Annotated in this window: 25 protein-coding genes; 18 read left to right on the top strand and 7 right to left on the bottom strand. The window is 41.0% G+C overall.

All coding sequences use genetic code 11. The features are described from left to right. Positions 1 to 75: 75 nt before the first annotated feature. The 6 genes from serC to BN1356_RS05215 all read left to right on the top strand — a co-directional run bounded on the left by serC (position 76) and on the right by BN1356_RS05215 (position 5986). Entirely contained in the window at positions 76 to 1170 is a 1095-nt protein-coding gene (gene serC / locus BN1356_RS05240) for a 3-phosphoserine/phosphohydroxythreonine transaminase (RefSeq protein WP_093650347.1), read from the top strand. 22 nt (positions 1171 to 1192) lie between these two features. Then, complete coding sequence (locus BN1356_RS05235; RefSeq protein ID WP_093650517.1) at positions 1193 to 1723, top strand: GNAT family N-acetyltransferase; 531 nt, start codon at positions 1193 to 1195, stop codon at positions 1721 to 1723. 61 nt (positions 1724 to 1784) lie between these two features. Next, positions 1785 to 2966, top strand: a complete 1182-nt coding sequence (locus BN1356_RS05230) for a 3-phosphoglycerate dehydrogenase family protein (protein ID WP_093650346.1) — start codon at positions 1785 to 1787, stop codon at positions 2964 to 2966. Positions 2967 to 3009: 43 nt separating this feature from the next. Continuing rightward, a complete protein-coding gene (locus BN1356_RS05225) occupies positions 3010 to 3531 on the top strand; it encodes a methylated-DNA--[protein]-cysteine S-methyltransferase (RefSeq protein ID WP_093650345.1) in 522 nt (173 codons plus the stop codon). A 185-nt stretch (positions 3532 to 3716) separates the two neighbouring features. Beyond that, positions 3717 to 4070, top strand: coding sequence for an arsenate reductase family protein (locus BN1356_RS05220; protein ID WP_093650516.1), 354 nt, complete (start codon positions 3717 to 3719; stop codon positions 4068 to 4070). Positions 4071 to 4084: 14 nt separating this feature from the next. Then, complete coding sequence (locus BN1356_RS05215) at positions 4085 to 5986, top strand: M13 family metallopeptidase (protein ID WP_093650344.1); 1902 nt, start codon at positions 4085 to 4087, stop codon at positions 5984 to 5986. 253 nt (positions 5987 to 6239) lie between these two features. Here BN1356_RS05215 and BN1356_RS05210 read toward each other — a convergent pair whose 3' ends face one another. After that, positions 6240 to 7142, bottom strand: coding sequence for a cation transporter (locus BN1356_RS05210; protein ID WP_093650343.1), 903 nt, complete (start codon positions 7140 to 7142; stop codon positions 6240 to 6242). A gap of 74 nt (positions 7143 to 7216) precedes the next feature. Next, positions 7217 to 8047 (bottom strand): exodeoxyribonuclease III, encoded by an 831-nt coding sequence (locus tag BN1356_RS05205; protein WP_093650515.1) that lies wholly within the window; start codon positions 8045 to 8047, stop codon positions 7217 to 7219. A 178-nt stretch (positions 8048 to 8225) separates the two neighbouring features. Here BN1356_RS05205 and BN1356_RS05200 point away from each other — a divergent pair, with 178 nt between their 5' ends. The 4 genes from BN1356_RS05200 (at position 8226) to BN1356_RS05185 (ending at position 11808) form a co-directional block, all read left to right on the top strand. Beyond that, the gene (locus BN1356_RS05200; protein ID WP_093650342.1) at positions 8226 to 9098 is read left to right on the top strand and encodes a CPBP family intramembrane glutamic endopeptidase; all 873 of its coding nucleotides are present in this window, start codon (positions 8226 to 8228) and stop codon (positions 9096 to 9098) included. Between the two features lie 4 nt (positions 9099 to 9102). Further along, complete coding sequence (locus BN1356_RS05195; RefSeq protein ID WP_093650341.1) at positions 9103 to 9381, top strand: autorepressor SdpR family transcription factor; 279 nt, start codon at positions 9103 to 9105, stop codon at positions 9379 to 9381. Beyond that, positions 9368 to 10015: an SdpI family protein gene (locus BN1356_RS05190; RefSeq protein WP_093650340.1), complete on the top strand. Its 648-nt coding sequence runs from the start codon at positions 9368 to 9370 to the stop codon at positions 10013 to 10015. The genes BN1356_RS05195 and BN1356_RS05190 overlap by 14 nt, the downstream gene beginning before the upstream one ends. Before the next feature lie 131 nt (positions 10016 to 10146). Beyond that, positions 10147 to 11808, top strand: coding sequence for a hypothetical protein (locus BN1356_RS05185; RefSeq protein WP_093650339.1), 1662 nt, complete (start codon positions 10147 to 10149; stop codon positions 11806 to 11808). Positions 11809 to 11847: 39 nt separating this feature from the next. Here the strand turns inward: BN1356_RS05185 and BN1356_RS05180 are convergent, their stop codons facing one another. From BN1356_RS05180 to BN1356_RS05160, 5 genes are all read right to left on the bottom strand, one after another. Beyond that, positions 11848 to 12447 carry a response regulator transcription factor gene (locus BN1356_RS05180; RefSeq protein WP_093650338.1) on the bottom strand — a complete coding sequence of 200 codons (600 nt, stop codon included), beginning with the start codon at positions 12445 to 12447 and terminating at the stop codon, positions 11848 to 11850. Next, positions 12444 to 13394, bottom strand: coding sequence for a sensor histidine kinase (locus BN1356_RS05175; RefSeq protein ID WP_342666763.1), 951 nt, complete (start codon positions 13392 to 13394; stop codon positions 12444 to 12446). The genes BN1356_RS05180 and BN1356_RS05175 overlap by 4 nt, the downstream gene beginning before the upstream one ends. A 143-nt stretch (positions 13395 to 13537) precedes the next feature. After that, a complete protein-coding gene (locus tag BN1356_RS05170) occupies positions 13538 to 14284 on the bottom strand; it encodes an ABC transporter permease (protein WP_093650336.1) in 747 nt (248 codons plus the stop codon). Continuing rightward, complete coding sequence (locus BN1356_RS05165; RefSeq protein WP_093650335.1) at positions 14271 to 15158, bottom strand: ABC transporter ATP-binding protein; 888 nt, start codon at positions 15156 to 15158, stop codon at positions 14271 to 14273. The genes BN1356_RS05170 and BN1356_RS05165 overlap by 14 nt, the downstream gene beginning before the upstream one ends. A 147-nt stretch (positions 15159 to 15305) precedes the next feature. Continuing rightward, on the bottom strand, positions 15306 to 15998 hold the full coding sequence (locus tag BN1356_RS05160) for a DUF554 domain-containing protein (protein ID WP_093650334.1): 693 nt from the start codon (positions 15996 to 15998) through the stop codon (positions 15306 to 15308). 144 nt (positions 15999 to 16142) lie between these two features. Here BN1356_RS05160 and metG point away from each other — a divergent pair, with 144 nt between their 5' ends. The 8 genes from metG to pepF all read left to right on the top strand — a co-directional run bounded on the left by metG (position 16143) and on the right by pepF (position 26343). Continuing rightward, on the top strand, positions 16143 to 18143 hold the full coding sequence (gene metG / locus BN1356_RS05155) for a methionine--tRNA ligase (protein WP_093650333.1): 2001 nt from the start codon (positions 16143 to 16145) through the stop codon (positions 18141 to 18143). A gap of 405 nt (positions 18144 to 18548) precedes the next feature. Then, complete coding sequence (locus BN1356_RS05150) at positions 18549 to 18671, top strand: teichoic acid D-Ala incorporation-associated protein DltX (RefSeq protein WP_093650332.1); 123 nt, start codon at positions 18549 to 18551, stop codon at positions 18669 to 18671. Between the two features lie 14 nt (positions 18672 to 18685). Continuing rightward, a complete protein-coding gene (gene dltA / locus BN1356_RS05145) occupies positions 18686 to 20224 on the top strand; it encodes a D-alanine--poly(phosphoribitol) ligase subunit DltA (protein ID WP_093650331.1) in 1539 nt (512 codons plus the stop codon). Then, complete coding sequence (gene dltB / locus BN1356_RS05140; RefSeq protein ID WP_093650330.1) at positions 20221 to 21483, top strand: D-alanyl-lipoteichoic acid biosynthesis protein DltB; 1263 nt, start codon at positions 20221 to 20223, stop codon at positions 21481 to 21483. Before dltA ends, dltB begins: the two co-directional genes overlap by 4 nt. Positions 21484 to 21511: 28 nt before the next feature. Continuing rightward, positions 21512 to 21751 carry a D-alanine--poly(phosphoribitol) ligase subunit DltC gene (gene dltC, locus BN1356_RS05135; protein ID WP_093650329.1) on the top strand — a complete coding sequence of 80 codons (240 nt, stop codon included), beginning with the start codon at positions 21512 to 21514 and terminating at the stop codon, positions 21749 to 21751. Continuing rightward, complete coding sequence (dltD, locus tag BN1356_RS05130) at positions 21744 to 23009, top strand: D-alanyl-lipoteichoic acid biosynthesis protein DltD (protein WP_093650328.1); 1266 nt, start codon at positions 21744 to 21746, stop codon at positions 23007 to 23009. The genes dltC and dltD overlap by 8 nt, the downstream gene beginning before the upstream one ends. Before the next feature lie 541 nt (positions 23010 to 23550). Continuing rightward, on the top strand, positions 23551 to 24501 hold the full coding sequence (locus BN1356_RS05125; protein WP_093650327.1) for a competence protein CoiA: 951 nt from the start codon (positions 23551 to 23553) through the stop codon (positions 24499 to 24501). A 39-nt stretch (positions 24502 to 24540) separates the two neighbouring features. Next, the gene (pepF, locus tag BN1356_RS05120; protein ID WP_093650326.1) at positions 24541 to 26343 is read left to right on the top strand and encodes an oligoendopeptidase F; all 1803 of its coding nucleotides are present in this window, start codon (positions 24541 to 24543) and stop codon (positions 26341 to 26343) included. Positions 26344 to 26355: the final 12 nt, after the last annotated feature.

The raw sequence follows: 26355 nt of genomic DNA, 5'->3' as shown, positions 1-26355 counted from the left end.
ACAATTTTTCTTATTAATCTTTCAATATTCAGAAAATTGTGTTATAATTCTTTTATTATATTTTGGAGGTGTCGTATGACAATTTACAATTTTTCAGCAGGACCTGCTACCTTGCCAAAAGCCGTTCTTGAAACTGCTCGTGACGAAATGCTTGATTACCAAGGCTCCGGTATGTCCGTGCTTGAAATGTCCCATCGCTCTCCAGAATTTGACAAGATTATCAAGGATGCGGAAAGCACTTTGCGTGAACTAATGGCTATTCCGGATAACTACAAGGTTCTTTTCTTACAGGGTGGAGCTTCTCTTCAATTTTCTATGCTTCCTTTGAATTTGGCGCAAGGGAAGAAAGTCTACTACTTGGTGGCTGGTTCTTGGGGGAAAAAAGCCTACACAGAAGCAGTCAAATTGTCTAAAACCATCGAGTTTGAACCCATTTTACTGGCGTCATCAGAAGATACGGTTTACGATCATATCCCAAGTTTTGATGCGGCAACGATTGATCCACAAGCAGCTTATGTGCACTTGACTACCAACAACACTATCGAAGGTACAGCCATTTACGATTTGCCAGATACAAATGGTGTGCCAATAGTGGCGGATATGTCTTCAAATATTCTAGCTGCTCGCTACAATGTGGAAGATTTTGCGGTCATTTATGCCGGTGCTCAAAAGAATATCGGACCAGCTGGTGTGACGGTTGTGATTATCCGTGAGGACTTTCTCAATGACCAGCCGATGCTGTCCTCTATGCTGGATTATCGCATCCAAGCAGATAACGATTCACTTTACAATACACCACCAGCTTACAACATCTATATTTCAAAACTGGTCTTCGACTGGGTGAAAAATGAGATTGGTGGTGTGGATAAAATGGCAGAAATCGAACGCGAGAAATCAGGGCTCCTCTATGATTTTATTGAGAAATCAGATTTCTACACTAGTCCGGTGAAATTTGCCAAGGACCGCTCTGTCTGCAATATTCCATTTGTCACACCAAGTAAGGACTTGGATGCCAAATTTGCCAAAGAAGCTGATGCAGCTGGATTTAAAAATATCAAAGGGCATCGTTCAGTTGGTGGTATGCGTGCAAGTATCTATAACGCCTTCCCTCGCCAAGGTGTGCTTGACTTGTTAGACTTTATGGCTAAGTTTGAAGCAGAGAACAAATAAGTTAAAATAGAAAAGAGAAATGATGGAAATTCGTCTGGCTCATCCCAATGAACTGGGACAAATTACAAGCATCTTGGAGGAAGCAAAAGCCTTTCTAGCTGCTTCTGTGTCTAGCCAGTGGCAGGGCGAAAATGGCTATCCAAATCAAGAGGATGTTTTCGAAGATATTATTGAAAATCGGGCTTATGTAGGTTTGATGGAGGGGAAAGTCGTGGCCTATGCAGCTGTCTATCTTGATAACCAAGCGGAATACAATGCCATCTATGATGGTAAGTGGAAGCACGATAACTATCTTTATGTGACCTTCCACCGAATTGCGGTTTCCAATCAGTATCGAGGGCAACAAGTAGTCCAGACATTCTTACAAGGTCTGATTGAGGGGCACAAGGGGCCAGATTTTCGCTGTGATACCCATGAACTCAACAAACCTATGCAGCACATATTAGAGAAGCTTGGCTTTGTCTATTGTGGCAAGGTTCCCATTGATGGGGAGCGTCTAGCCTATCAGAAAATCAAGCATAAGTCTGAGACCAGCTTGTATCAAGAAATCTAGTCGGTTTTAGCATTATTTTTCAAAAAGAGGGAGAAGGCAGGTGGCTGCCTAGAGTGAAAAAATGATTTATAGCGTAAAAACATTTAATAATATCAACCAAATCGGCTTAAAAGAGTTGGGAAATCAATTTCAGATTGATGGAGATAAGGCGGAAAATCCGGATGCCTATATTATCCGTAGCCAAAACTTGCATGGAGTGGAATTTCCAACTAATCTCAAGGCCATTGCCCGTGCCGGTGCTGGAACCAACAACATTCCGATTGATGAAGCCACTGCAGCGGGTATCGTCGTTTTCAATACACCCGGTGCCAATGCCAATGCAGTAAAAGAAGCAGTTATTACTTCCATTCTCTTGTCTGCTCGTGATTATTTCTCCGCAACAAGTTGGGCAAATACTTTGTCAGGTGACGATGTACCCAAACAAATTGAAGCGGGCAAGTCACAATTTGCTGGAAGTGAAATTGCTGGCAAAACCTTGGGTGTGATTGGTTTAGGGGCTATTGGAGCTCGTATTGCCAATGATGCTCGGCGTTTGGGGATGAATGTTCTCGGATATGATCCCTACGTCTCTATTGAAGCAGCTTGGTCAATCTCTAGCCACGTCAAACGCGTCAATGATTTGAAGGAAATCTTTTCGAACTGTGATTACATCACTGTCCATGTTCCCTTGACGGCTGATACCAAGAATACGTTTGATGCGAATGCCTTTGCGCTTATGCCAAAAAGAACAACACTCATTAATTTTGCCCGTGCAGAATTAGTAGACAATGCAGCCCTCTTTGAAGCCATTGAGGCAGGGGTAATCAAGCGTTATGTGACTGACTTTGGTACAGAGGAATTGCTCAACAAAAAAGGAGTGACTGTCTTCCCACACGTGGGCGGCTCAACAGAAGAAGCAGAACTCAATTGTGCCATTATGGCGGGTCAAACAATCCGACGTTTTATGGAAACTGGAGAAATTACCAACTCTGTTAATTTCCCGAACATGCATCAGGTCCTAGATGCTCCTTATCGAATTACCTTGATCAATCAAAATGTACCAAATATTGTAGCGGCAATTTCCACGGCGGTATCTGATTTGGATATCAATATTGCAAATATCCTCAATCGTTCAAAAGGGGATTACGCGTATACCATCTTGGATTTGGATGAGACAGACGAAGCGAAAATTCAACAGCTGGTGGATCTCTTTACTAGCAGCGATCATATCGTTAAAGTCCGTCTGATTAAAGGTAAAAAATAAAGAAAATAGGCCTTTCTAAAGAGATTGGCCTTTTAAGGATGATATGACAGAAGAGCGATACCACCAAATCTATCTCAGTCCCATCGGAGAAATTAGTTTAGTAGCAAACAGTCAAGCTCTTCTGGGAGCCTGGTTTCATGGACAAAAATACCAGTTACGTGGTTTTGAGGAGACCGTCTTTTTGGAAGCAAGCAATCCTGTCTTGCAAGCAACTTGTGACTGGTTGACTGCTTATTTTTCAGGGATTGACTTACCTGCTTTACCCCCATTAAACCCTCAAGGAACAGAATTCCAACAAAAGGTTTGGAGAGAACTGTTGAAGATTGATTTAGGCCAAACCAGTACCTATGGTCAAATCGCAAAAAGCCTGAACTGTAAGTCAGCTCAGGCCATAGGTGGAGCTGTCGGGAAAAATTCCATCTCTATTCTTATTCCTTGTCACCGCATTTTAGGTTCAGATGCTTCTTTAACTGGTTATGCGGGTGGACTGGAACGAAAATTGTATTTATTAGCATTAGAAAAAGAAAGGAATGAAAAAGTCCAAAAACTTAGGGAAATGGAGTAGAGAACTATCTGGCTCCTCACAATGAAGAAAGTGACTGGTGAGAGCCGTTTGTAAGAGAATGAAAAAAAACGCTTGTAATAGCAGTTCGTTTTTTTATTCTAGGCTTATATACTCCACATGGATTATGTGAGTTGATTGCCCCTTTCACTTTCCTTTTGTTTTTGGTCGAATTCGGTATTTTAATGATGTATACGTTTTATGAATATCCTAAATGTAGCACTTGTAAGCAAGCGAAGGCAGAGTTGAAGAGTCTGAGCTTGGATTTTGAGGCCATTGATATTAAGACAAATCCACCCCAGGTGGAAATGTTGCGTAGTTTGATGGAGAAGTCAGGACTTGACTTGAAAAAATTCTTCAATACCTCTGGAAATTCTTATCGGGCCTTGGGTCTTAAGGACAAATTTGATACTTTGACCGTTGATCAAGCTTTGGAGCTCTTAGCTGCAGATGGCATGCTCATCAAACGGCCAATCCTCATCAAGGATGGAAAGATTCTGCAAATTGGCTACCGGACCGCTTATGAAGAGCTTGATTTATAGGAAATGGATTCAATATGAAAAAGATTTTATTGTCATCTTCCACTCTGCTTCTGGCAGTTGTCTGTCTGACAGCTTGCCAAGACAAGAAAGAGGTTCGGCTAGAAGATAATTTCTACCAAGCCGTCAACCAAAAATGGCAAAAGGAGAACCCTCTTAAAGACAATCAAGACGCTATTTCTTCCTTTGATGTCTTACAGGAAGAGATTGACCAACAGCTACAGAAAGATTTGGATGACTTTAGTTCTGGCAAGAAAGACGTTCCTTTTCAGGCCATGCAACCTGCGGTTGATTTTTACAAGCTGGCTATGAATTTTGAAGAGCGAGAAGACTTGTCTATCGCTATCATCAAGCCATACCTTGATGAAATTGAAAATCTAGACAGTTTTCAAGATTACCAACTCGTTGAAAAAGATCGTCTCCTACAGAAAAAAGCGATGCCTTATAACTTGGCTAGTGGTGCTTTTAGTCATCAAAGAGTACTCTATCTAGAGGCTCCAAATTTGATTCTGCGAACCACCAGTAACTATGAGGATGAAAAAAGTAAAAAGGAACATCTAGAGACCTTCCGTAAAAATAGCTCCAGTCTTTTGAAAAAATTAGGCTATTCGGATAAAAAAATCCAATCCATCATAGAGGATACTATTGCCTTTGATGAGTTGCTGCTTCCTTATATGCAGCATAAGTCTGGAAAACTGATTGGCACAGGCAATCAAAATACGCATCTCATACAGTTAATGAAATCCATTACAGGTGATGTAAAGGATGATATCGCTGTGAGTGAGGATGTTTATTTTTCGAATACGGATAAGATCATCAATGAGCAAAACTTTCCAATCATGAAATCCTGGCTCTTAGTTCAGCAAGTTTTACAATTGTCTGAACTGGTTGATACAGATACCTATGACAGGGCTAATCAGGTGGAACTTGAATTACGTGGCTTAAAAGAGAATGACAGCCCTGAAAAAAATGCTTTACTCTATACCTATTCCCTCTTTCCAGAAGTCTTAAGTAGCTATTATGGACAGACATATTTCAAGGAAGAGGATAAGCAGCAAGTTATCGAGATGACCACGGCTATTCGGGGAACGTTTAAAGAACGCTTAAAAACCTTGGATTGGTTAACGGAGCCGACACGTGAGAAAGCGATTGAAAAAGTCGATAAGATGACTCTACATATAGCCTACCCAGATGCAATGGATCCAATTGCAGACACGTTTACAGTGGACAAAAATAGCAATCTTGTGGATGCCTATTTAGACTTGAAGAGTCAGCGGTTAGCCTATGATTTGGGCCATCTAGGACAGCAGGAACAACATTTGTGGATTGCTCCAAGTTTTAATGTCAACGCTTTTTATTCTCCAACAGAAAATGCCATCTATTTGCCTGCCAGTATCTTGCAAGCACCATTTTATGATAGCCAACAAAGTAAGGCTGAAAATTATGGTGGAATCGGAACCACTATCGCCCATGAAATGATTCATGCCTTTGATAATCAAGGGGCCATGTATGATAGTGAGGGTAAGTCTAATTTTTGGTGGACTTTGGAAGATAGGAAGACTTTCCTAGATAGAATGCTTGCAGTGGAGAAACAATGGTCCAACCTAAGCTATGCTGATCAGAAAGTTGACGGACAGTTGACCTTGGGTGAAAACATTGCCGATGCAGGTGGTCTTGCATTTGCTCTGGAAACCTACGGTAAGCCGGATAAAGCCTTTTTCCAAGCTTTTGCAAGGGTCCACAGGAGTAATGCTCGCAAGGAATACACCAAGTATTTATTGACCTATGACCCGCACTCACCGGATGAACTGCGCACCAACATCCCACTCCAAAACCTTGATGCTTTTTATGAAGTGTATGATATTAAAGAAGGAGATGGTATGTATCTGCCTCCTCAAGAACGCGTCAATGTTTGGTAAAGAGAGTGACTTTAGGATAAAGGTCCAAACATAGATATCCATAGAGAACAAGACCGGTTTCTGTTATTCAGAAATCGTTTCTTGTTCACTATTTTATTTAATTGGATTGAAAAAATTCAAGGAATTTTTGAAACTCAGAAGAGCAATTTTGTCTGATTTTCAAAGAGTATTAGAGAAAAAAAGACAAGCCAAGAGCATAAATCGGCTTGTCTTTGGATAAAGCACGGGGGTGATCCTTGTGCTTTTTGTTTAGTTAGAACGAAAACTCTAAGCTACAGTGGTCAAATTCTTGTGTCAGTTTATCCAACAGATGATTTTTCTGGAGAACTAATCTTTCAATCAATTGACTGTCTTCTGGCTTTAAAATGTAGATTTTAACCTTGATATGCATCCCTTGTTTAAAAATCAAGATATCCAATTTATCAGCTTGAGTATGTAGGATATCACGGAAAATATCATTGATTTTATCATGAATCTCATCGTTTTGAACTGTTGAACGGGCAAACTCTTTAAAGGATTGGGATAAGACGGAAATTGGCTCCTTGAGTGAAAAGACGACTAAGAAGAAAGTAATGAAGAAATCTCCTGTATAGTGGAAGAAACCGAATGGTCCATTGATGTCTACTAGACTAAGTGCGATAATGGCGACACCGACACCAGCAGAAATCAGACCATCAATATAATTACCACGACTTTCAGCCTCCAACATGGTACTCAAACCATTTATTTTACAGTTTTGCCTTTTATTGTAATAAGCTAATCCGAAACAAGAAATCACCATGATGATGGTATATGGAAGGACGGGCCCAGTTACCATAGGCTGACCATCATGATGAACAAAATAGGCATACGCTGTGGCTGAGGTTTCCAAAAGTGTAATCACTAGCAGCATGAGTGTAGCGATAGATTTTAAGATTCCATATAAGGGTTCTAAAAAATACATACCATTTGGGAAATTCTCTGTTGTTCGATGACTATTTTTTGAAATAAAGAGGGCTGCAATGGATGATACAAAAGCAATAAGAGTAAAGACGCCATCTAAAAGCAAGGCATTCAAATCCGTTACAATATAGATGAGAATACCAGCTAAACCGTTAATGAGATTCATAACGATTGAAACCATCAGTGCCTTACGTTCGATTACTTTTTTGTCCATCTTTCCTCCATTTAATCCAATTCGTAGTTACAGATGCAAACTCTCATTTTCCACTTTAATCTTGATCTTATATATTATAGACTGATTTCTAAAACGATTGGAGTATGGTCTTGGCGACTACCCGAATCAATCATGTCTGATTTTTGGATGTTATTGGCCAAGCGTTGGGAAGTCAACCAGTAGTCAATTCTCCATCCTGTGTTATTGATTTTACTAGTTCTGCTGCGTTGCGCCCACCAAGTGTAGGCATCTGTCACATCGCCATGGACGTATCGGAAACTATCGATGAATCCTTTTGCCAAGAGATTGGTAAATCCTTGGCGCTCTTCATCCGTAAAGCCAGCTGAGCGGCGATTGGAAGCAGGGTTTGCCAAGTCAATTTCCTTATGGGCAACATTGTAGTCACCGGTTGCTAGAACTGGTTTTTTACTGTCCAATTCTGCCAAGTACTCAGCGTATTTTTCATCCCAAATTTGACGATCATCCAAGCGGCCCAAACCATCGCCAGCATTTGGTGTATAGACTTGGGTCACAAAAAATTCATCAAATTCCAGAGTAATGATCCGACCTTCACTGTCCATGGTAGAAGGAGCACCGATCTCTGGGTGAGTAATCTTTGGCTCTGGGAGCGTATTTTTGTAAAGGAACATGGTTCCGGCATAGCCCTTACGAGCTGGCTCTACCGATGAGCGCCAAGTAGTGTGGTAATCAGGGAAAAAGGTGTGAAGAATTTCTAAGTGTTTCTTTGTTGGACCAGCTGCTGAGAGTTTGGTCTCTTGAATGGCGATAATATCTGCATCCTCAGCAACAAGCGTGTTCATAACGGCACGAGATAAGAGGGCGCGTGGGGACTCGCTAGTGAGAGCAGCGTTGAGGGAATCAATGTTCCAAGAAATCAATTTCATAGTTGTAGTAGATGCCTTTCGCATTTATTTTATACTTCTATTTTAACAAAAAAATGCCATCTTCGCGACTCTTGTATTCTTGAACTATTTAGAAAAAAACCGAAATAGTTCTTGACAAGTCCAACAGGAGTGTTATAATCTATTTAGAAAAAGTTCTAAATAGAAAGGAGTCCACACCATGAAAAAAGTTTTTCCTTTTATCTTTCTTAGTTTTGCTCTAGCATGGGGGATTTGGGTCACAATCTGGCTAATGGGGATCAAACTGGGTCAACCAATCCAACAAATTGGAACGATCGTCGCTATGTGGATGCCTGCCTTGGCCTATTTTATCTTAAAAGCAGTAAATCCTCGCTCTTACAGATTAGGGGCTGGTTTTCGGTTAGCCTTCAAGAAAAATTGGAAGTTGTTCCTTTTGGCCATGTGGGGACCAACTATCTTGACCTTTATAGGGGTTGTACTCTATTTCCTTGTTTTTAGAGAGCAATTCAGCCTGAGTTTTTCCCCTCTAGGACAAATGTTAGCAGAACTAGGGGTTAAAACACCAGCTCTACCCTTGGAGATGATAGTCTTATCCCAAGTCCTTGCTGCTATGACATATGGTCCTGTAGTCAATTCTTTCTTGGCTATGGGTGAAGAAATCGGCTGGCGAGGCTTTCTTTTCCCGACACTGAGAGAAGAATTTTCACCACTACACAGTCATCTACTGGTGGGGCTCATTTGGAGCCTCTGGCACCTGCCAATCAATCTACAGGGCTATAATTTTGGTTTAACCTATTGGGCTTATCCATGGTGGGGCATCTTAGCCATGTTTTTCTTCTGTTTTAGTGTTGGAGTCCTTCTCAGCTACATGATGGAAAAAACGCATACCCTTTGGGCACCTGCTCTCTTGCACGGTGCTGTCAATGCTAGTGCTGGTATTGGAATGCTTTTTCAAATATCTTCTCAACAAACCCGAGCGATGAGAATTTTTGGTCCCTCGCCAGTAGGTTTGTTGGCAGGTCTGCCATTCTTCTTTGTGGCCATATGGATTCTCTCAAAAGAAAGGAAATAAGAAGATGAGCTTTGCAGAAACCTTTAAAGCCTTGTCCCATCCAGTCCGGCGTGACATTCTTAATTTATTAAAGACGGGACGTCTATCTGCTGGAGATATTGCGGCTAACTTCAATATGACAGGTGCAACGATTTCCCATCATCTGGCGACCTTGAAAAAGGCTGATTTAATTACGGAGACAAGGGAAAAAAACTTTATTTATTATGATTTAAACGCCTCTGTTCTGGAGGAAATTATGGTCTGGATTGCAGACTTACGAGGTGAAAACGATGAAGAAAATTAATGTAAAATTGCTAGTCCTAACATCTTGCCTAACTCTGCTTCCCATGTTAGTCGGACTACTTTTATGGAAAGAGTTACCAGATAGCTTGCCAAGTCATTTTGGGTTTGATGGAACAGTAGATGGCTATTCATCTAAAGCTGAAGCGGTTTTTATGATACCTGCTCTCATGATGGGGATACATATCCTTGCGGTTGTGATGACCTCGTTGGATCCCAAAGCAAGAAATGTAACCCCTAAAATGACTACATTTATCTATTGGGTCATTCCCCTTATCAGTGGACTTGTTCAATTATCTATTTACGGTTCCGTTATGGGATGGATCCACAACAGCACTCGGTTGGGTCTTATCTTTATCGGGGCTCTCTTTCTGATTTTGGGAAATTATCTGCCAAAAATTAAGCAAAATTATACCGTTGGCATCAAGTTGCCTTGGACACTCCACGATGAGGAAAATTGGAATAAAACACATCGCCTAGCTGGAAAACTGTGGGTTAGTGGTGGTTTCATCATTCTAATCAGCGAATTGCTGGGATTGACACACCCCTTCGTCTTTATTGCAACGATTGTCATCATGGTGGTGCTTCCGATTATTTATTCCATCGTTTTAGCAAAAAGTATATCAAGTCAAGTCTAAGAAAACGAGTTCGGATGAAGTGGGAGGCCCAAGGGCAGAGAGGATTTTGTCTTGGTCAAAACCCACTTTTTTATTTGAAATTCATATTTCTATGATATAATAGGTTAACAATTTCGAAATGGAGATGTGTGATGAGGAAAATGCTTAGTCGATGTTTAGTGATTCTTTTGCTGGCTATTATGGCGGTCACGTATTGGATTTTCTTGCCACCGCTCAATCTCTTGAGTACTGGATTTTGGTTCTTTCTTCTTGAGGGAATGCTCCTAACAGTATTAGGCTTATGCCTTTTAGGAATGGTGGATTCATTCCAATTCAAGGGCGCTAAGCTATTTTCTGGTCGCAAGGAAGTGACTACTGTCTCAGGCAAATATGGCAAGATTATCACTCGTTTGGGAGCTGGGATTGTTCTGATGCTGGCTTTGGGCTTTTTCATGAGCATTTTTAATTCGCGCCTCTTCCGTGCCAAAAGTTATGCCGCTGTTATATCCGTCAAGGAAGCTGATTTTAATCAAGATTTTCCTGAGACAGACATTTCAAAACTAGCTCTTTTAGATCGTTCTTCCGCTGAAAAAATCGGGGATACCTATCTAGGCACCATTGACAGGGTGTCACAGTTTGGGATTTCGGATGATTATCGTCAGGTCACCATTGGCCAGCAACCGTACCGTGTTTCCCCTTTAGAATACAAAAATTTCTGGAAGTGGCTTTCCAATCGGAAAGAGGGAATTAGTTACTATGTCAAGGTCAATCAAACCACAGGTAAGGCTGAGTTAGTCCGTTTGGAACAAGCTATGAAATATTCCGATTCGGAGTATATGTTCCGAGATACCTTGCGCTACCTGCGTTTCAAGTATCCTTTTACCATCTTTGGGGAGCCATCTTTTGAAGTAGATGATGAGGGCAATCCCTACTATGTAGCGACTGTTTATCAGCCTAAGTTTATGCTGACCTCTAATGACCCTGTTGGAGTAATCCTGCTCAATGCAGCCACAGGGGAGACTAAAGAATATGACCTAGATCATATCCCTGAATGGGTGGATCGTGTTTATTCAGCTGACAATGTCATTACTCGTGTGGATGATTATTATACTTATCAAGATGGTTTCTGGAACACTGTCTTTAGTCAAACTGGCGTTAAACATACAACCGATAGTTACAATTATATTTCCATCGGTTCAGATATCTATCTTTATACCGGTATCACCTCAGCGACAGCAGATTCGTCCAATCTTGGTTTTATCCTGGTCAATATGCGCACTCGCGAGGTCACCAATTACAAACTGGCTTCAGCTACCGAATCCGCCGCTATGGAATCAGCGGAAGGAGAAGTTCAGGAAAAGAAATACAAGGCGACAGCTCCAACCTTGGCCAAACTAAATGATAAAGCCTATTACATCGTTTCCCTCAAGGATGATGCTGGCCTCGTCAAATCCTATGCGGTTGTCGATGCCGAGGACTACCAGCAAGTTACGGTCAACAATGATATCCAAAGCCTAATTTCGCAATTTACCGATGTAGATACCTCCGTTCTTTCAGGGACTGTAGTTCCTTCTGGAGAAAGTGATAAGGATCTAGAAGTCATTAAAGGCGTGGTTGAACAATTAGCCAGTCAGATGATTTCAGGCTCGACCGTTTACTACATTTCTTCATCAGGTAAGATTTATAAGGTCAAGGCGACAGAAGAAAGTATCGATCAATTGCCCTTCCTCAAAGTAGGAGACCATTTCACAGGGGAACTGACTAAGAATAATTTTCTGCAGAATTTCAAGATTGAAGTGAAGAAGACAGACTAATCAAAAAGCCAAATCGGAAAAGATTTCCAATTTGGCTTTTTATATCCACTCATTTTCTTGGGCCTTATTGATGGCTTCGACGCGGTTGTTGACGCCTAATTTAGTAAAGATAGAAGTGGTGTAGTTGCGAATGGTTCCGTCGGATAGATAGAGTTGGGAGGCAATTTCCTTGCTGGTCATGCCAGCAGCAATCAATTTCAATACATTTTCTTCTTGTTTGCTTAAGGGATTTTCATGGCTCATGATAGACTCCATAAGTTCTGGCGAATATTCCTTACGGCCGGCTAAGACGGTGTGGATGGTGTTCATCAGTTCGGTTATGGAGCGGTCTTTGAGCACGTAGGCATCAACCCCGGCCTTGACAGCTCGCTGGAAATAGCCGACGCGCTTAAAAGTCGTAACGACAATGACCTTGATTGGCAAGTCTTTAGAGCGTATCCATTCCAATACATCAAGCCCCGTTTTTTGAGGCATTTCAATATCTAAGATGGCTATGTCCACAGACTGGTTCTCCAGCATTTCTATGGCTTCTTTGCCATTCTTGGCTTGGAAAATTCCCTCGATATCCTCTTCCATGAGAAGGAGTTGGCACATGGCGTCGCGGAGCATGGACTGGTCTTCAGCAACTAATAATTTCATGATTTCTCTCCTTCCTCTAAGGTCATACGGATTCTAGTCGGATTCTGGGAAGAAAGAATCTCTACCCTCCCTTTGACCAAGTGTAGGCGTTCCTTGATCGAATGCAATTCATGGCCAGTTAATGCTGGAAATCCTTGTCCGTCATCAGTCACTTCAATGACAATTTCTTTAGTTCCTTCCAGTTTGATGTGACACGTTCTAGCCTTGGCATGTTTGATGATATTGGTGGTCAATTCCCGCAAAATCATATTGATACTAGACTGGATGACCGGTGAGAGTTGATCTGTGTGGATGGTCTTTTCGATTTGAAACTCAATATTCGCTAGGGCGAACATGTCGCCAATAGTCTCTAACTCTTCAGTAACCGTACGGTATTTGAGGTTATTGATGAGTTGTCGGACATCTTTCATGGAATTCTTGCTGATGTGATGGAGGCCTTCCAATTCTTTCTGAACAGCCGTCAGATTTTCCTTGTCCAATTGTTTGAGTGCCAGCTCAGTCTTGAGGGTCATCATGGCAAAGGTGTGTCCCAATGTATCATGCAAATCCCGACCGATACGATTGCGTTCATTTTCAGTTATCAAAATACTGTTTTCTTGGGATTTTTGATAGAGTTGATTCTTTAAGCGATCTTCTTCTCTGGTTTGTACCATAAACACGGTCATACCAAGGATGAAAAGGAGGATTAACATAATGGCAATTTTATCCGCTACAGAGTTGGTAGATAAGATTCCAAAGATTGAAACCAAGCCAATCATGATTAATAAACTAATCCCACGGTAAGACCGCCAACTATTGTCAAATTTCCAGACCAAGAGATTGCTAGGATAGAAGAAAAACCACATCATATTTCCATTGATAAAACAGCTCATATAAGTGATATAGAGAAGAACATAGAGCCAGAGTATTTCTCGAACCTTGCCATACCCTTGTTTTAAGTGAATCAAGGCTAGATAAGCTATTAGAAAAAGAAGTGTGATTGGTAGTGTCCATAGTGGATAGCCAAAATATCTCAATCCCAAAATGGGAAAGACTATAAATACCAGACCAACATAGTAGGGCAGGAAGTGTTTTGAAAAGGGGTAAAACATTAGTTGACCTCTAGTTTTTTTCCGACTGCTAAGGCAGCTAGTAATACTATCATAGCATATCCCAGTAAAATTAGCAGAGACTGGCTGGAAAAGTCCTTGTCAAAATAGGAAATCAGTAGGTTGTTAAAGTGATAGGTTGGTGTGAAGCGTGCGATGGTTTGCATGAAATCTGGAAAGGATTGAACGGGCATCCAAAGTCCGCCTATAATCGCCAAGCCCATATAGAGGATGTTAGCTACGATAGAAAGTGTTTGAGAGGATTTGATATTGGCTAAGAGGGCGCCAAAGGGCATGAAACAAATGGCTCCGGCAAACAAGATTCCAGCACTTGTCAGCCAATCTATCAGAGGCATATTGATGTTTTTGACAAAATGACCCACTGCAAACACAACGATAATCGCTAGGATGAAGTGAACTAGGATTCCAATGATTTTACTAGCATAGTACTGCCATAAAGGAATGGGGCTGTGTTGGATGACTCTCAATCGATTGCCTCGTCGATCTTCCTGAAAGGCAAAGGGAAGGGAGAAGAAGGCAAAACTGAGACTTGAAAAAGCCGTCATCTGCATCATATATTGGCGTACCCATAGGGCAAGTTGGTCTTTTGGGATGCTTTCATCGTTTGTCCAGATGGATGTGAAAAGTAGAAAGAATGCTAGAGGCATCCCAATGGCCATGATTAGATTTGACAGAGAGCGTTTGTTTATCAGATATTCTTGTTTCAGAAGAGCTTTAAAGGTTTTCATGGCTAACCTCACTTTCAAAAATAGAGTCTAGGAGCGTTCGATTAGTCATTTCAATTTCTTCAATAGAACTGCCTGCTTGAGAAAGATGATTCCAAATGACTTGTGGTTCCTTGCTACTAAAGGAGATGGTGTCTGATTTTATGACTAAATCATTCATTTCTTTTTCTTCAAAGAGCGTTAGATAGGTAGCTGGAAGCGTGAAGACTTTTTCTTTTTCTTCTGTTCGCATGAGATAAGGTGTCGTATCTCGAAGGAGCTGACCTTGATGAAGGACTAAAATCCGATCAGCTGTATGCTCCACCTCTTCGATATAATGGCTAGAGTAGATGATGGTCTTGCCAGCCTTTTTCAAATCGGTCACAATTTCCCAAAAACGGACCCGGGTAGAGGTATCCATGCCAGAAGTTGGCTCATCAAGAAAGAGGATATCGGGTTGTCCAATCAAGACCTGCACAAAAGCGAGTAGCCTGCGTTGACCACCGGATAATTTTTCGGCAAATTGTTTTTTCTGCTCATCAGTAAATTGCAAGAGAGTATCAATTTCTTTATCCGATAAAGGATTTGGATAGATGGCCTTTTGGAAATCTAGTAAATCGTTGACTGTCATCTTATGTTCCGTTTGATTCTCCTGAAAGAGGATACCGACCTTTTCCTTGAGTTGCGGAGAACGTGTCTCTTTATGCAAGACTGAAATCTGACCGGAACTGGGATGAAGATCACCCAAGAGGCAGTTGAAGAGTGTCGTTTTCCCCGAACCATTTGGACCGATAAGGGCCAGACAATCTCCCTGCTTAATCGTAAAGGAAATGTTCGATAAGGCTTTCTTTTCCCTAAATTTTTTACAGAGGTCCTTGACTTCAATGACTATAGACATGGCGATTCTCCATTTCTTTATTTCTATATCCATTTTACAAGCAAGTCAAAAAAGATTTCAGCACCTATTGTCATGACTTGATATGACAAATGTCATGGATTTGGGCAAAAAGAAAAGCCTAGTGGCAGCTAGGATTTTTGATAGGGATTAGAAGCCCAACCAGGCCAGGAATGGCACAAGAAGGATGGGCAAAAAGACAGCGGGGATGTAGTTCATAACCTTGAATTTGGTGATGTCCAGCATATTAAGAGCCAGGGCGATGAGGAGTACAGAGCCCGTTGAAGACATGGCGGCGATAACTGAGGAACTGAGGTAATTTCCTAGTTGCCCAGCTAAAAGAGTCATGCCTCCTTCATAAATCAGAATGGCTACTGCTGAAAACAAAACCCCGACTCCATTGGTGGCCGCTAGCAGAATAGAAATGATGCCGTCGAGAATCCCCTTATTATAAAGCATGCTATGGTCGCCTAAAAGTCCGCTTTGTAAACTTCCGACAATGGCCATGGCCCCGACACAAAAAATCATGACTGCAGATAAGAAACCTTGGGCGAATGTAGATTGATCAGGATTTTTTACCAAGATTTTTTCTAATCGATAAGAAAACTTTTCCATGACTAGTTCAATATTGAGGGCTTCGCCAATGATAGCTCCCAAGACAATCGCCAGGATCAACAAGAGACCATTCTCAGCCTTTATAGCTCCTTGGATGCCCAGCAGCAAGACACAGAGACTAGCCCCTTTCATGATGATATCGCTAAACCGTGGGGATAGCCCCTTATGGATGATGAGACCAATCCCCGAGCCAATAACGATACAAATAGCATTTACAATCGCACCCATATTTTTCCTCCAAATAGACATTTGTTTACATTATACCATGATGTTAGATGAAGTGGGAAATTCTCTTTTCAAAATGCAGTTGAACTATGATATAATGAAGTGTTATAAAAACGTGTTTCATTAGCACGGAAAGGAAATTTATTTATGAAAAAACCATTTTACATCACAACCCCTATCTACTATCCATCTGGTAAACTCCACATCGGGTCTGCTTACACAACCATTGCTTGTGACGTCTTGGCTCGCTACAAACGCCTCATGGGGCATGATGTTTATTACTTGACTGGTCTAGATGAGCATGGTCAAAAGATTGAAACAAAGGCTGAAGAAGCAGGTTTGACACCACAGGCTTATGTGGACGGGATGGCAGTTGGTGTAAAAGAACTCTGGAAACTCCTCGATATTTCCTATGACAAATTCATCCGCACTACTGATGATTACCATGAAGAAGTGGTGGCAGCTGTTTTTGAAAAACTCTTGGCACAGGATGACATCTACTTGGGGGAATACTCGGGTTGGTACTCTGTATCTGATGAAGAATTTTTCACAGAAAGTCAACTAGAAGAAGTCTTCCGTGATGAAGTTGGCAAGGTAATCGGCGGTATCGCGCCATCAGGGCACGAAGTAGCCTGGGTTTCAGAAGAATCCTATTTCCTTCGCCTCAGCAAGTATCAGGATAAACTAGTCGAGTTTTTCACAGCTCATCCAGATTTCATCCAGCCAGATGGCCGTATGAACGAAATTATGAAGAACTTCATCGAGCCTGGTTTAGAAGATTTGGCAGTGTCACGTACCTCCTTTACTTGGGGTGTACCTGTTCCATCCAATCCAAAGCATGTCATCTATGTCTGGATTGATGCCCTCCTCAACTATGCAACAGCCTTGGGTTACGGCCAAGAAGACCATGCCAATTTTGATACCTTCTGGGAAGAAGGAACGGTCTTTCACATGGTTGGTAAAGACATCCTTCGCTTCCATTCGATTTACTGGCCTATCCTGCTAATGATGTTGGATATGGAATTACCGGATCGTTTGATTGCCCACGGTTGGTTTGTCATGAAAGATGGCAAGATGTCCAAGTCAAAAGGCAATGTCGTTTATCCAGAAATGTTGGTGGAACGCTTCGGTTTAGATCCGCTTCGTTACTACTTGATGAGAAGTCTGCCTGTCGGCTCAGATGGTACTTTCACACCGGAAGATTATGTCGGTCGTATCAATTATGAATTAGCCAATGACCTAGGAAATCTCCTTAACCGTACCGTTGCTATGATTAATAAGTACTTTGGTGGTCAAGTGCCGACTTATGTGGAAAATGTTACAGCATTTGATGGAGACTTGGCAAGTGTCGTTGCGGAAAATCTAAGAGCTTATCACAAGAATATGGAAGGAGTGGACTATCCACGAGCTCTGGAAGCTGTCTGGAACATTATTTCTCGGAGCAATAAGTACATTGATGAAACAGCGCCTTGGGTCTTGGCCAAAGAAGATGGGGATAAAGAGCAACTAGCAGCCGTTATGGCTCATTTGGCAGCTAGCCTGCGCGTGGTGGCCCACCTGATCCAACCTTTCATGATGGAAACCTCAAATGCGATTATGGAACAGCTTGGATTGGCTGCTGAGTTTGATTTGGAAAATCTTGAATTGGCCGCATTGCCAGCAGGGTTGACAGTCGTTGCCAAAGGTAGACCCATCTTCCCACGCTTGGATATGGAAGCTGAAATCGACTATATCAAGGAGCAAATGGGTGGTGGTTCAGATCCTGTCGAGGAAGCAACAGAATGGGACCCAGCAACTGTGGAACTCAAAAATGAGAAAAAAGCCATCAAATTTGAAGATTTCGATGCGGTAGAGATTCGCGTGGCAGAAGTTAAGGAAGTAGCTAAGGTGGAAGGTTCAGACAAACTTCTCAAATTCCGCTTAGATGCTGGTGATGGACAAGACCGCCAAATCCTCTCAGGGATTGCTAAATTCTATCCAAACGAACAAGAATTGGTCGGTAAAAAATTGCAAATCGTTGCCAACCTCAAACCACGTAAGATGATGGGCCTCCTCAGCCAAGGCATGATTCTCTCAGCTGAACATGACGGTAACTTGACCGTCATGACAGTGGATTCATCCGTTGCAAATGGCAGTCAGATTGGGTAATGTATACATCAAATGAGGAAGTTTCTTGACCTCTTCAATGAAAAGAATTGTCTGACTTAAAATAGGCCACAGTATGAAATACCTGTAAAAAATAATTTTCTAAGTAGGAAAAAATAAACAGTGAAAAAAGGAATGACCGTTTGTTAGTCTCTTAAAACTGAAAAAAATCATTTCTTTTTCTTTGTTTATTTCAAAATATACAAGTGGGATAGTCGATCTTGAGCAATACTGGATTTTTGGAGATATCTCCTTCATTTAATAAAAAATCAGTCTAAGGATGGATTAAAATTTTAGGCGAAAGATTGCTTGCAAGCTAAAAAAATGATAAAATTAACACTCAAAGATAGGGTTTCCGAGTGACAGCTTAGCCTAACTAGGTATAATTCTCTATCGCAAAGGAGTCCTATGAAAGAAGTGGGTCAATTTTTACTTAAAACTCTATTTTATGCCTTGATTTTTCTGATTTTAATTTATCTTTACGTTTTTTTGGGGCGTGGTCAAGGTGGCTTTATTTACAATGAATTTTAGGAAGGCAATAACATATGTTGCACGATATGATTGAAAGGCTGGAGCACCATGCTCAGCAACAGGGAGATTTTCCCGTCTATGATTATTTGGGTCAAAAATATAGCTATGGTGAATTGAAGGTGGATTCGGATTCATTAGCTGCCCATATTGACTGCTTAGGTATCGAAGAAAAATCTCCAGTTTTGGTTTTTGGTGGCCAGGAGTATGCTATGCTGGCAACTTTTGTAGCTCTTACTAAGTCAGGACATGCCTATATTCCAGTGGACCAACATTCGGCTTTGGATCGAATTGCAGCAATTATGGAAGTAGCAGAGCCAAGTCTTATTATTTCCATTGGCGAATTTCCACTAGACACGGGCGCAACTCCACTAATCAACAAGCAAGAATTACAAGAAATTTTTGCGCAAAAATCAGCCTATGAAGTGACACATTCTGTCAAGGGCGATGATAATTACTACATCATCTTCACTTCTGGTACGACTGGTAAACCAAAGGGTGTTCAGATTTCCCATGATAACTTACTCAGTTTTACCAACTGGATGATGGAGGCAGAAGCTTTTTCTCTACCTCAAAGACCGCAAATGCTAGCTCAAGCTCCCTATTCCTTTGATCTATCTGTCATGTACTGGGCACCAGCACTGGCTATGGGGGGAACCCTCTTTGCCCTACCAAGAGAGTTGACTCTTGATTTTAAAGATTTGTTTGCGGCAATCCATCAATTACCGGTTGGTATTTGGACCTCAACACCTTCTTTTGCAGAAATGGCCATGCTATCTGATGATTTCAATGCTGAAACTTTACCAAACCTGACTCATTTCTATTTCGATGGAGAAGAATTAACGGTTAAAACAGCTCAAAAATTACGCGATCGTTTCCCGGAGGCTCGTATTGTCAATGCTTATGGGCCAACAGAAGCAACAGTTGCTTTATCGGCTGTAGAGGTAACCGATGAGATGTTGACAAATTGCAAGCGACTCCCAATCGGCTATACCAAGGCAGATTCGCCAACCTTTATTATGGATGATGAGGGTAAGAAGCTGGCTAACGGTCAACTGGGGGAAATCATCATTGCAGGACCAGCAGTTTCTAAAGGCTACTTTAACAATCCAGAACGCACTCAGGCGGCCTTCTTTGAAGTAGATGGTCTGCCAGCCTATCATACAGGTGATTTAGGCTCCATGACAGACGAGGGCTTACTTCTCTATAGTGGTCGAATGGATTTCCAAATCAAGTTCAATGGTTTCCGTATCGAGCTGGAAGAAGTATCTCAAAATCTCAACAAATCGAGTCTTATTAAATCAGCGGTAGCTGTTCCCCGTTATAACAAGGATCATAAGGTACAAAATCTTTTGGCCTATGTTGTCTTGAAAGAAAATGTTGCCCAGAAGTTTGAACGGGAATTAGACATTTCAAAAGCCATCAAACTAGAACTCAAAGATATTATGATGGACTATATGATGCCATCCAAATTCCTCTATCGTGATAGCTTACCATTAACTCCAAATGGGAAGATTGATATCAAGGGGCTTATGAATGAGGTAAATCAGCGATGATGGATTTTTTTCGCCATCTACCTCGATTAGAGGCTTATGGCAATCCTCAGTACTTTATATACCTGCTCATTGCCATCCTGCCTATTTTCATCGGTCTCTTCTATAAAAAGCGTTTTGCTTTCTATGAAGCTTTGGTCAGCCTCAGTTTTATCGTCCTTATGCTGACGGGCAAACAACTCTATCAACTAGTTTCTCTCCTAATCTATGTACTTTGGCAGGTCGTGCTCGTCTATAGTTACAAGATTTACCGCAAGAAGTATGACAGTAAGTGGATTTTCTACCTCTGGGTTTTTCTGGCAATTTTCCCGCTAGCATGGGTTAAGCTTCTTCCTCTTATTGAAGTGCAGGGTAGAGCAGCCTTTTTTGGCTTCTTGGGGATTTCCTATCTGACTTTTCGCGCTGTCGGTATGATTATGGAAATGCGGGATGGAACTCTGACCCAATTTAGCCTCTGGCAATTCTTACGTTTCTTGCTTTTTATGTCCACTTTCTCAAGTGGTCCTATTGATCGTTTTAAACGATTCAATGAAGATTATGAAACTATTCCAGAGCCTGATCAACTCATGGACATGTTAGAAGAAGCTGTCAAGTACATCATGTTAGGTTTCTTCTATAAGTTCATTTTGGCTTATGTTTTTGGTCAGTTAATCTTGCCAGAAGTTAAAGAAATGGCTCTTTCGGAAGCTGGTATTTTTAATTTACCGACCTTAGCCGTTATGTATGCTTATGGTTTTGATCTTTTTTTTGATTTTGCTGGCTACAGCAGGTTTGCTCTAGCTGCTTCCAATCTCATGGGTATCAAGAGTCCAATCAACTTTAAGCAACCTTTCAAATCTCGGGATTTGAAAGAGTTTTGGAATCGTTGGCATATGAGTCTATCTTTTTGGTTCCGAGACTTTGTTTTCATGCGGCTCGTCAAGCTTATGGTACAAAAGAAAGTCTTTAAAAATCGCAATGTCACCTCTAGTGTTGCCTATATCATCAATATGCTGATCATGGGATTCTGGCACGGCTTGACTTGGTATTATCTAGCTTATGGTCTTTTTCATGGGCTAGGACTAGTCATCAACGACATATGGATTCGGAAGAAAAAAGCTATCAATAAGGAAAGAAAAGCCAAGGGCTTACCCGCTTTACCAGATAACAAATGGACGGTTGCATTAGGAATTTTTATCACTTTCCATGCCGTCATGTTTTCCTTTCTACTTTTTTCAGGATTCTTGGACCAGCTTTGGTTCCCACAAATTCCTGGTAAATAGATAAATTCAAAAAAGAAGGAGTATAAAAATGGATATTAAGACAGAAGTCATTGCATTGATTGATGATCTCTTCATGGAGGATGTTACTGATATGATGGATGAAGATTTGTATGATGCAGGTATTCTAGATAGTATGGGAACTGTTGAATTGATTGTCGCCATGGAAGAAAAATTTGAAATCAGTATCCCTGTTTCTGAGTTTGGTCGCGATGACTGGAACACTGCAAATAAAATTATTGCAGGTGTACAGGAACTTCGTAATGCTTAAGCGAATTTGGCTTATTTTTGGACCAGTTTTTTGGGGTCTCATACTGGCCGTAGCTATCATCTTTTTCTATCCAGTTAAGATTGATCATTCTCAACTATCTGAATTGGTTGATGCAACATCATTGACCAAGGATAATTTTAAAAGTGGAGATAAGAAAGTCCGTGCCTTATCGGATCCGACTCTCCATTTCGTGCCTTTTTTCGGTTCAAGTGAGTGGTCTCGCATGGATAAGATGCATCCGTCAGTTTTAGCGGAAGCTTATCAGCGTTCGTACCGCCCTTATTTACTGGGGCAAAGAGGATCAGCTTCTTTGACGCATTATTTTGGCATTCAACAGATTAATAGTCAATTAAAAGATAGACAGGCTGTCTATCTTATTTCTCCACAATGGTTTGTGAGAAAAGGAGCTAATGCCAGCGCTTTTCAAAATTATGTGAGTACCGGTCAGATCGTAGACTTCTTGCAGCAGCAAACCGGAAGTCCTTATGATCGTTATGCTGCTAAACGTTTTTTAAGACTCAATCCAGATACAATTTTCACTAAAATGATGGAAAAAGTTGCCAAAGGGAAAACTTTAAGTTCTTCCGATAAGGAAAATTTAGTTTTACAAGCAAAAATTTTTGAAAAAGTAGATGTTTTTTTTAGTCAGTTTCGTTTTGTCAATCATCAGGAGAATATCATTTTGCCTCAGGTGGAGCAATTGCCTCGGAAATTTTCTTATGAAGAATTGGAAAAAATTGCGACTCAAGATGGTCAGTATTCGTCCACGAATAATTCATTTGGGATTGAAGATGAATTCTATAATAAACGGATTAAGAATCAATTGAACTATATTGAGGGATCACAAAAGAACTTTACTTATGTTCAATCACCTGAGTATAATGACTTGCAATTGGTTCTAAATGTCATGGCAAAAAATCATACGGATGTGCTTTTTGTGATTCCACCGGTCAACAGTAAGTGGGCAGCTTTCACAGGTTTAGATTTAGAAATGTATGAAAAGTCAGTCGCAAAGATCAAGTACCAGTTACAAAGTCAAGGTTTTGATAATATAGCAGATTTTTCAAAGGATGGAGACAAACCATACTTTATGCAGGATACGATCCATATGGGTTGGAATGGGTGGCTAGCCATGGATAAATCCGTTAATGACTTTATCAGTCAAGAAAGACCTGCACCAACTTATAGGATTAACGATACTTTTTTGACCAAAGAATGGGCAAGGTATGAAGGAGATCCTAGTCAATTTCAACCATAAACCTTAATAACTGGAGCGAAAGGGCTACTCAGCCCACTGGAAAAGTCTAATAATCAACATTTGAGCAACTAAAAAACGAATGATCGTTTCGGGTTAGAGAATTCCGATAACGATTCATTCGTTTTTTTTTTACCTTGGTTATTCTAAGAGAGAAGTCTTTGTTATTTTTTGAAACTCTCTACTTTTTCAGTAGCCTCGGGACTGCTTTCCTCTTTTCTGCACCTTTTTAGATAGACAAACCCAAATATTTTTTTCTCGTAATCAAAGAAAATCAAAAATCAGACAAAGCGATCTAAATATATCGAGTGGTAGGCAAGGAGCTTGAACCACTTATAATGTTGATTTTCAAAGAGTATCAGGATATTGTAATTCGAGAATAGACAATGCTTTATTGGATAGAGAAATGGTAACAAAAGAGGTAGTCAATTTCGATTTTTTCAAGGAAAAAGTTAATAGATTTTTTACCTAAATACCAGGGAAAGCTATCTATTTTTTCCCACCTCTGTCTTAATTTTACGAATAGATAAGATAAGGAGGACGTATGCTAACTGCCTTAAATCAAGATTCACAACTAATTAATCTACTCACGCAAGAAGTCAAAAAATCGGATACTTTCAACTGTCCTGGCTGTGGTGGACAAGTTCGTCTCAAGGCCGGGAAAATTATGCGAAGGCATTTTGCCCATGTCAGCCTCAAGGCCTGCCATTACTTTCATGAGAATGAATCTGCACAGCATTTAGAACTCAAATCCTCTTTGTATTCTTGGTTGCAAAAAGAGTCTCAAGTCGAAATGGAAGCCCATTTGCCTGAACTGAATCAGATTGCAGATCTTTTAGTGGATGGAAAGCTAGCTCTAGAAGTTCAGTGCTCCCCACTTTCAATTACGCGGCTACAAGAACGGACTCAATCTTATCACGCCAAGGACTATCAAGTTATTTGGCTTTTAGGTAGAGACCTCTGGCTTAAGGATAGACTGACTTCTCTGCAAAAACAGTTTCTACGTTTTAGTCAAAACATGGGATTTCATCTCTGGGAATTGAATTTGGAGAGAAAGCTTCTCAGGCTACACTACCTGATACATGAGGATTGGCATGGTCGAGTTCATTATTTGACCAAGTCATTTCCTTTTTTCAAGGGCAGTTTAGTAGCTATTTTCCGCCAACCCTATGCCAAACAGAGTTTATCTTTTTTTAAAGGCCAGTTGGACCAAAATCTAAAAATGTATATTGCTAAACAACTTTATTATCAAACGCCTCTTTGGATGGAGAAGCAAAGGCAGGCTTATGAAAAGGGGGAGAATCTACTGACCAAATCTTTGGATGATTTTTACCCTCAGATTCGTCCACCTCAGTCCAACATCGGATTTGCTCAGATTCGAGAGGATGTAGAACTTTACCAGAAGAATTTTTTCCATTACTATGAAAAACAAAACAATAAGCAAGAACAAATGGTCTATCCCCCGGTTTTCTACTATGGAAATCTTGGAGATTAAGCGCTTTTATGGTAAAATAAAAGGCATGGAGGAAATACAATGACCAAAGAACGGAAAGAAATTGAAGAAAAATACAAGTGGGATTTGACCACTATTTTTGCGACAGATGAAGCTTGGGAAGCTGAGTTGGCAGACTTGATGTCTGAAGTTGAAAAAGCTAAGGAATTAGCAGGCCATCTCTTGGATTCAGCTAAGTCATTCTTGGACATCAGCGAAACTCAATTGGGCTTGAGCCGCCGCATCGAAAAACTCTATGTTTATGCTTCTATGAAGAATGACCAAGATACTCGTGTTGCAGTCTACCAAGAGTTTCAGGCTAAAGCAACAGCTCTATATTCACTCTTCTCACAGGCTTTCTCATTCTATGAACCTGAATTTTTGAAGATTACAGATGAGCAATTAACAGCTTTCATGGAAGAAGAGCCTGCTTTGAAACAGTATGCCTTCCAATTGGAAAAATTATTGTCCAATCGTGATCACGTTCTTTCGCAGGAAGTGGAAGAAGTATTGGCAGCAACCAGCGAAGTCTTTGAAGCACCGTCCGAGACTTTCTCACTTTTGGATAATGCCAGCATCCGTTTTCCAGAGATTGCGGATGAAGAGGGTCACTTGGTACCTTTGTCACATGGTAATTACATTTCCTTCATGGAATCAAGCAACCGCGAAGTGCGCGAAGAAGCATATGAAGCCATGTATAGCACCTATGAGCAATTCCAGCATACCTATGCTAAAACCTTGCAATCAAATGTAAAAGTCAATAATTTGCAAGCACGTTTGCGCAACTACAATTCTGCTCGCCATGCAGCCCTATCACACAACTTTGTACCTGAAGCTGTTTATGATACCTTGGTATCAGCTGTCAATAAACACTTGCCACTCTTGCACCGCTATATTGATCTTCGCAAGAAACTTTTAGGTATTGACGACCTCAAGATGTATGATATGTACACGCCTCTATCATCTACTGACTATAAGTTTACTTACGAGGATAGCTTGAAAAAAGCAGCAGATACCCTCACTATTTTTGGGGACGATTATAGCAAAAAAGTGGATCAAGCTTTTGCGGAACACTGGATTGATGTCCACGAAAACGAAGGCAAACGCTCAGGTGCCTACTCAGGTGGTGCTTATGATACCAATGCCTTTATGTTGCTCAACTGGCAAGATACTCTAGATAATCTCTACACCTTGATTCATGAGACGGGACACTCCATGCACTCTATGTACACCCGTGAGAATCAGCCCTATGTGTATGGACACTATCCAATTTTCTTGGCAGAGATTGCTTCAACAACCAATGAAAATCTCTTAACAGAAAAACTATTGTCAGAAGTAGAAGATGACAAGGTTCGCTTTGCTATCCTCAACCATTACTTGGACGGTTTCCGAGGCACTGTATTCCGTCAAACCCAGTTTGCTGAGTTTGAGCATGCTATGTACCAAGCAGACCAGGAAGGTCAAGTCTTGACAGCTGATTTCCTCAGCAACCTCTATGCAGGTATCAATGAGAAGTATTATGGTTTGTCTGCGGAAGATAATTACTTCATCCAATTTGAATGGGCACGCATTCCGCATTTCTATTACAATTACTATGTCTTCCAGTACGCAACCGGTTTTGCGGCTGCTTCAGCTCTCTCTGACAAAATTGTCAATGGTAGTCCAGAAGATAAGGAAAAGTATCTCGATTACCTCAAGGCAGGAAGCTCCGACTACCCACTGGAAGTCATGAAAAAAGCAGGTGTGGATATGACCAAGGAAGATTATCTGAACGATGCCTTCAAGGTCTTCGAAGCTCGCTTGACCGAGTTGGAAGCCTTGGTTGAAAAAGGTGTTCATCTATAATGAGAGTCGTTT

It is taken from the genome of Streptococcus varani (assembly GCF_001375655.1).
GTDB classification, from domain to species: Bacteria; Bacillota; Bacilli; order Lactobacillales; family Streptococcaceae; genus Streptococcus; species Streptococcus varani.
Note: the sequence above shows the minus strand (reverse complement) of the source record. Positions and strands in the feature narration are given on the sequence as shown.

Bases quoted from the DNA above. Each gene is read 5' to 3' on its own strand.
- BN1356_RS05210 (WP_093650343.1), bottom strand. From the start codon at position 7,142: ATGGACAAAAAAGTAATCGAACGTAAGGCACTGATGGTTTCAATCGTT.
- BN1356_RS05190 (WP_093650340.1), top strand. From the start codon at position 9,368: ATGAAGAAAATTAATGTAAAATTGCTAGTCCTAACATCTTGCCTAACT.
- dltB (WP_093650330.1), top strand. From the start codon at position 20,221: ATGATGGATTTTTTTCGCCATCTACCTCGATTAGAGGCTTATGGCAAT.
- BN1356_RS05150 (WP_093650332.1), top strand. From the start codon at position 18,549: ATGAAAGAAGTGGGTCAATTTTTACTTAAAACTCTATTTTATGCCTTG.
- pepF (WP_093650326.1), top strand. From the start codon at position 24,541: ATGACCAAAGAACGGAAAGAAATTGAAGAAAAATACAAGTGGGATTTG.
- serC (WP_093650347.1), top strand. From the start codon at position 76: ATGACAATTTACAATTTTTCAGCAGGACCTGCTACCTTGCCAAAAGCC.
- BN1356_RS05165 (WP_093650335.1), bottom strand. From the start codon at position 15,158: ATGTCTATAGTCATTGAAGTCAAGGACCTCTGTAAAAAATTTAGGGAA.
- BN1356_RS05235 (WP_093650517.1), top strand. From the start codon at position 1,193: ATGGAAATTCGTCTGGCTCATCCCAATGAACTGGGACAAATTACAAGC.
- metG (WP_093650333.1), top strand. From the start codon at position 16,143: ATGAAAAAACCATTTTACATCACAACCCCTATCTACTATCCATCTGGT.
- BN1356_RS05205 (WP_093650515.1), bottom strand. From the start codon at position 8,047: ATGAAATTGATTTCTTGGAACATTGATTCCCTCAACGCTGCTCTCACT.
- dltD (WP_093650328.1), top strand. From the start codon at position 21,744: ATGCTTAAGCGAATTTGGCTTATTTTTGGACCAGTTTTTTGGGGTCTC.
- BN1356_RS05220 (WP_093650516.1), top strand. From the start codon at position 3,717: ATGTATACGTTTTATGAATATCCTAAATGTAGCACTTGTAAGCAAGCG.
- dltC (WP_093650329.1), top strand. From the start codon at position 21,512: ATGGATATTAAGACAGAAGTCATTGCATTGATTGATGATCTCTTCATG.
- BN1356_RS05180 (WP_093650338.1), bottom strand. From the start codon at position 12,447: ATGAAATTATTAGTTGCTGAAGACCAGTCCATGCTCCGCGACGCCATG.
- BN1356_RS05125 (WP_093650327.1), top strand. From the start codon at position 23,551: ATGCTAACTGCCTTAAATCAAGATTCACAACTAATTAATCTACTCACG.
- BN1356_RS05225 (WP_093650345.1), top strand. From the start codon at position 3,010: ATGACAGAAGAGCGATACCACCAAATCTATCTCAGTCCCATCGGAGAA.
- BN1356_RS05200 (WP_093650342.1), top strand. From the start codon at position 8,226: ATGAAAAAAGTTTTTCCTTTTATCTTTCTTAGTTTTGCTCTAGCATGG.
- BN1356_RS05170 (WP_093650336.1), bottom strand. From the start codon at position 14,284: ATGAAAACCTTTAAAGCTCTTCTGAAACAAGAATATCTGATAAACAAA.
- BN1356_RS05230 (WP_093650346.1), top strand. From the start codon at position 1,785: ATGATTTATAGCGTAAAAACATTTAATAATATCAACCAAATCGGCTTA.
- dltA (WP_093650331.1), top strand. From the start codon at position 18,686: ATGTTGCACGATATGATTGAAAGGCTGGAGCACCATGCTCAGCAACAG.
- BN1356_RS05195 (WP_093650341.1), top strand. From the start codon at position 9,103: ATGAGCTTTGCAGAAACCTTTAAAGCCTTGTCCCATCCAGTCCGGCGT.
- BN1356_RS05215 (WP_093650344.1), top strand. From the start codon at position 4,085: ATGAAAAAGATTTTATTGTCATCTTCCACTCTGCTTCTGGCAGTTGTC.
- BN1356_RS05160 (WP_093650334.1), bottom strand. From the start codon at position 15,998: ATGGGTGCGATTGTAAATGCTATTTGTATCGTTATTGGCTCGGGGATT.
- BN1356_RS05185 (WP_093650339.1), top strand. From the start codon at position 10,147: ATGAGGAAAATGCTTAGTCGATGTTTAGTGATTCTTTTGCTGGCTATT.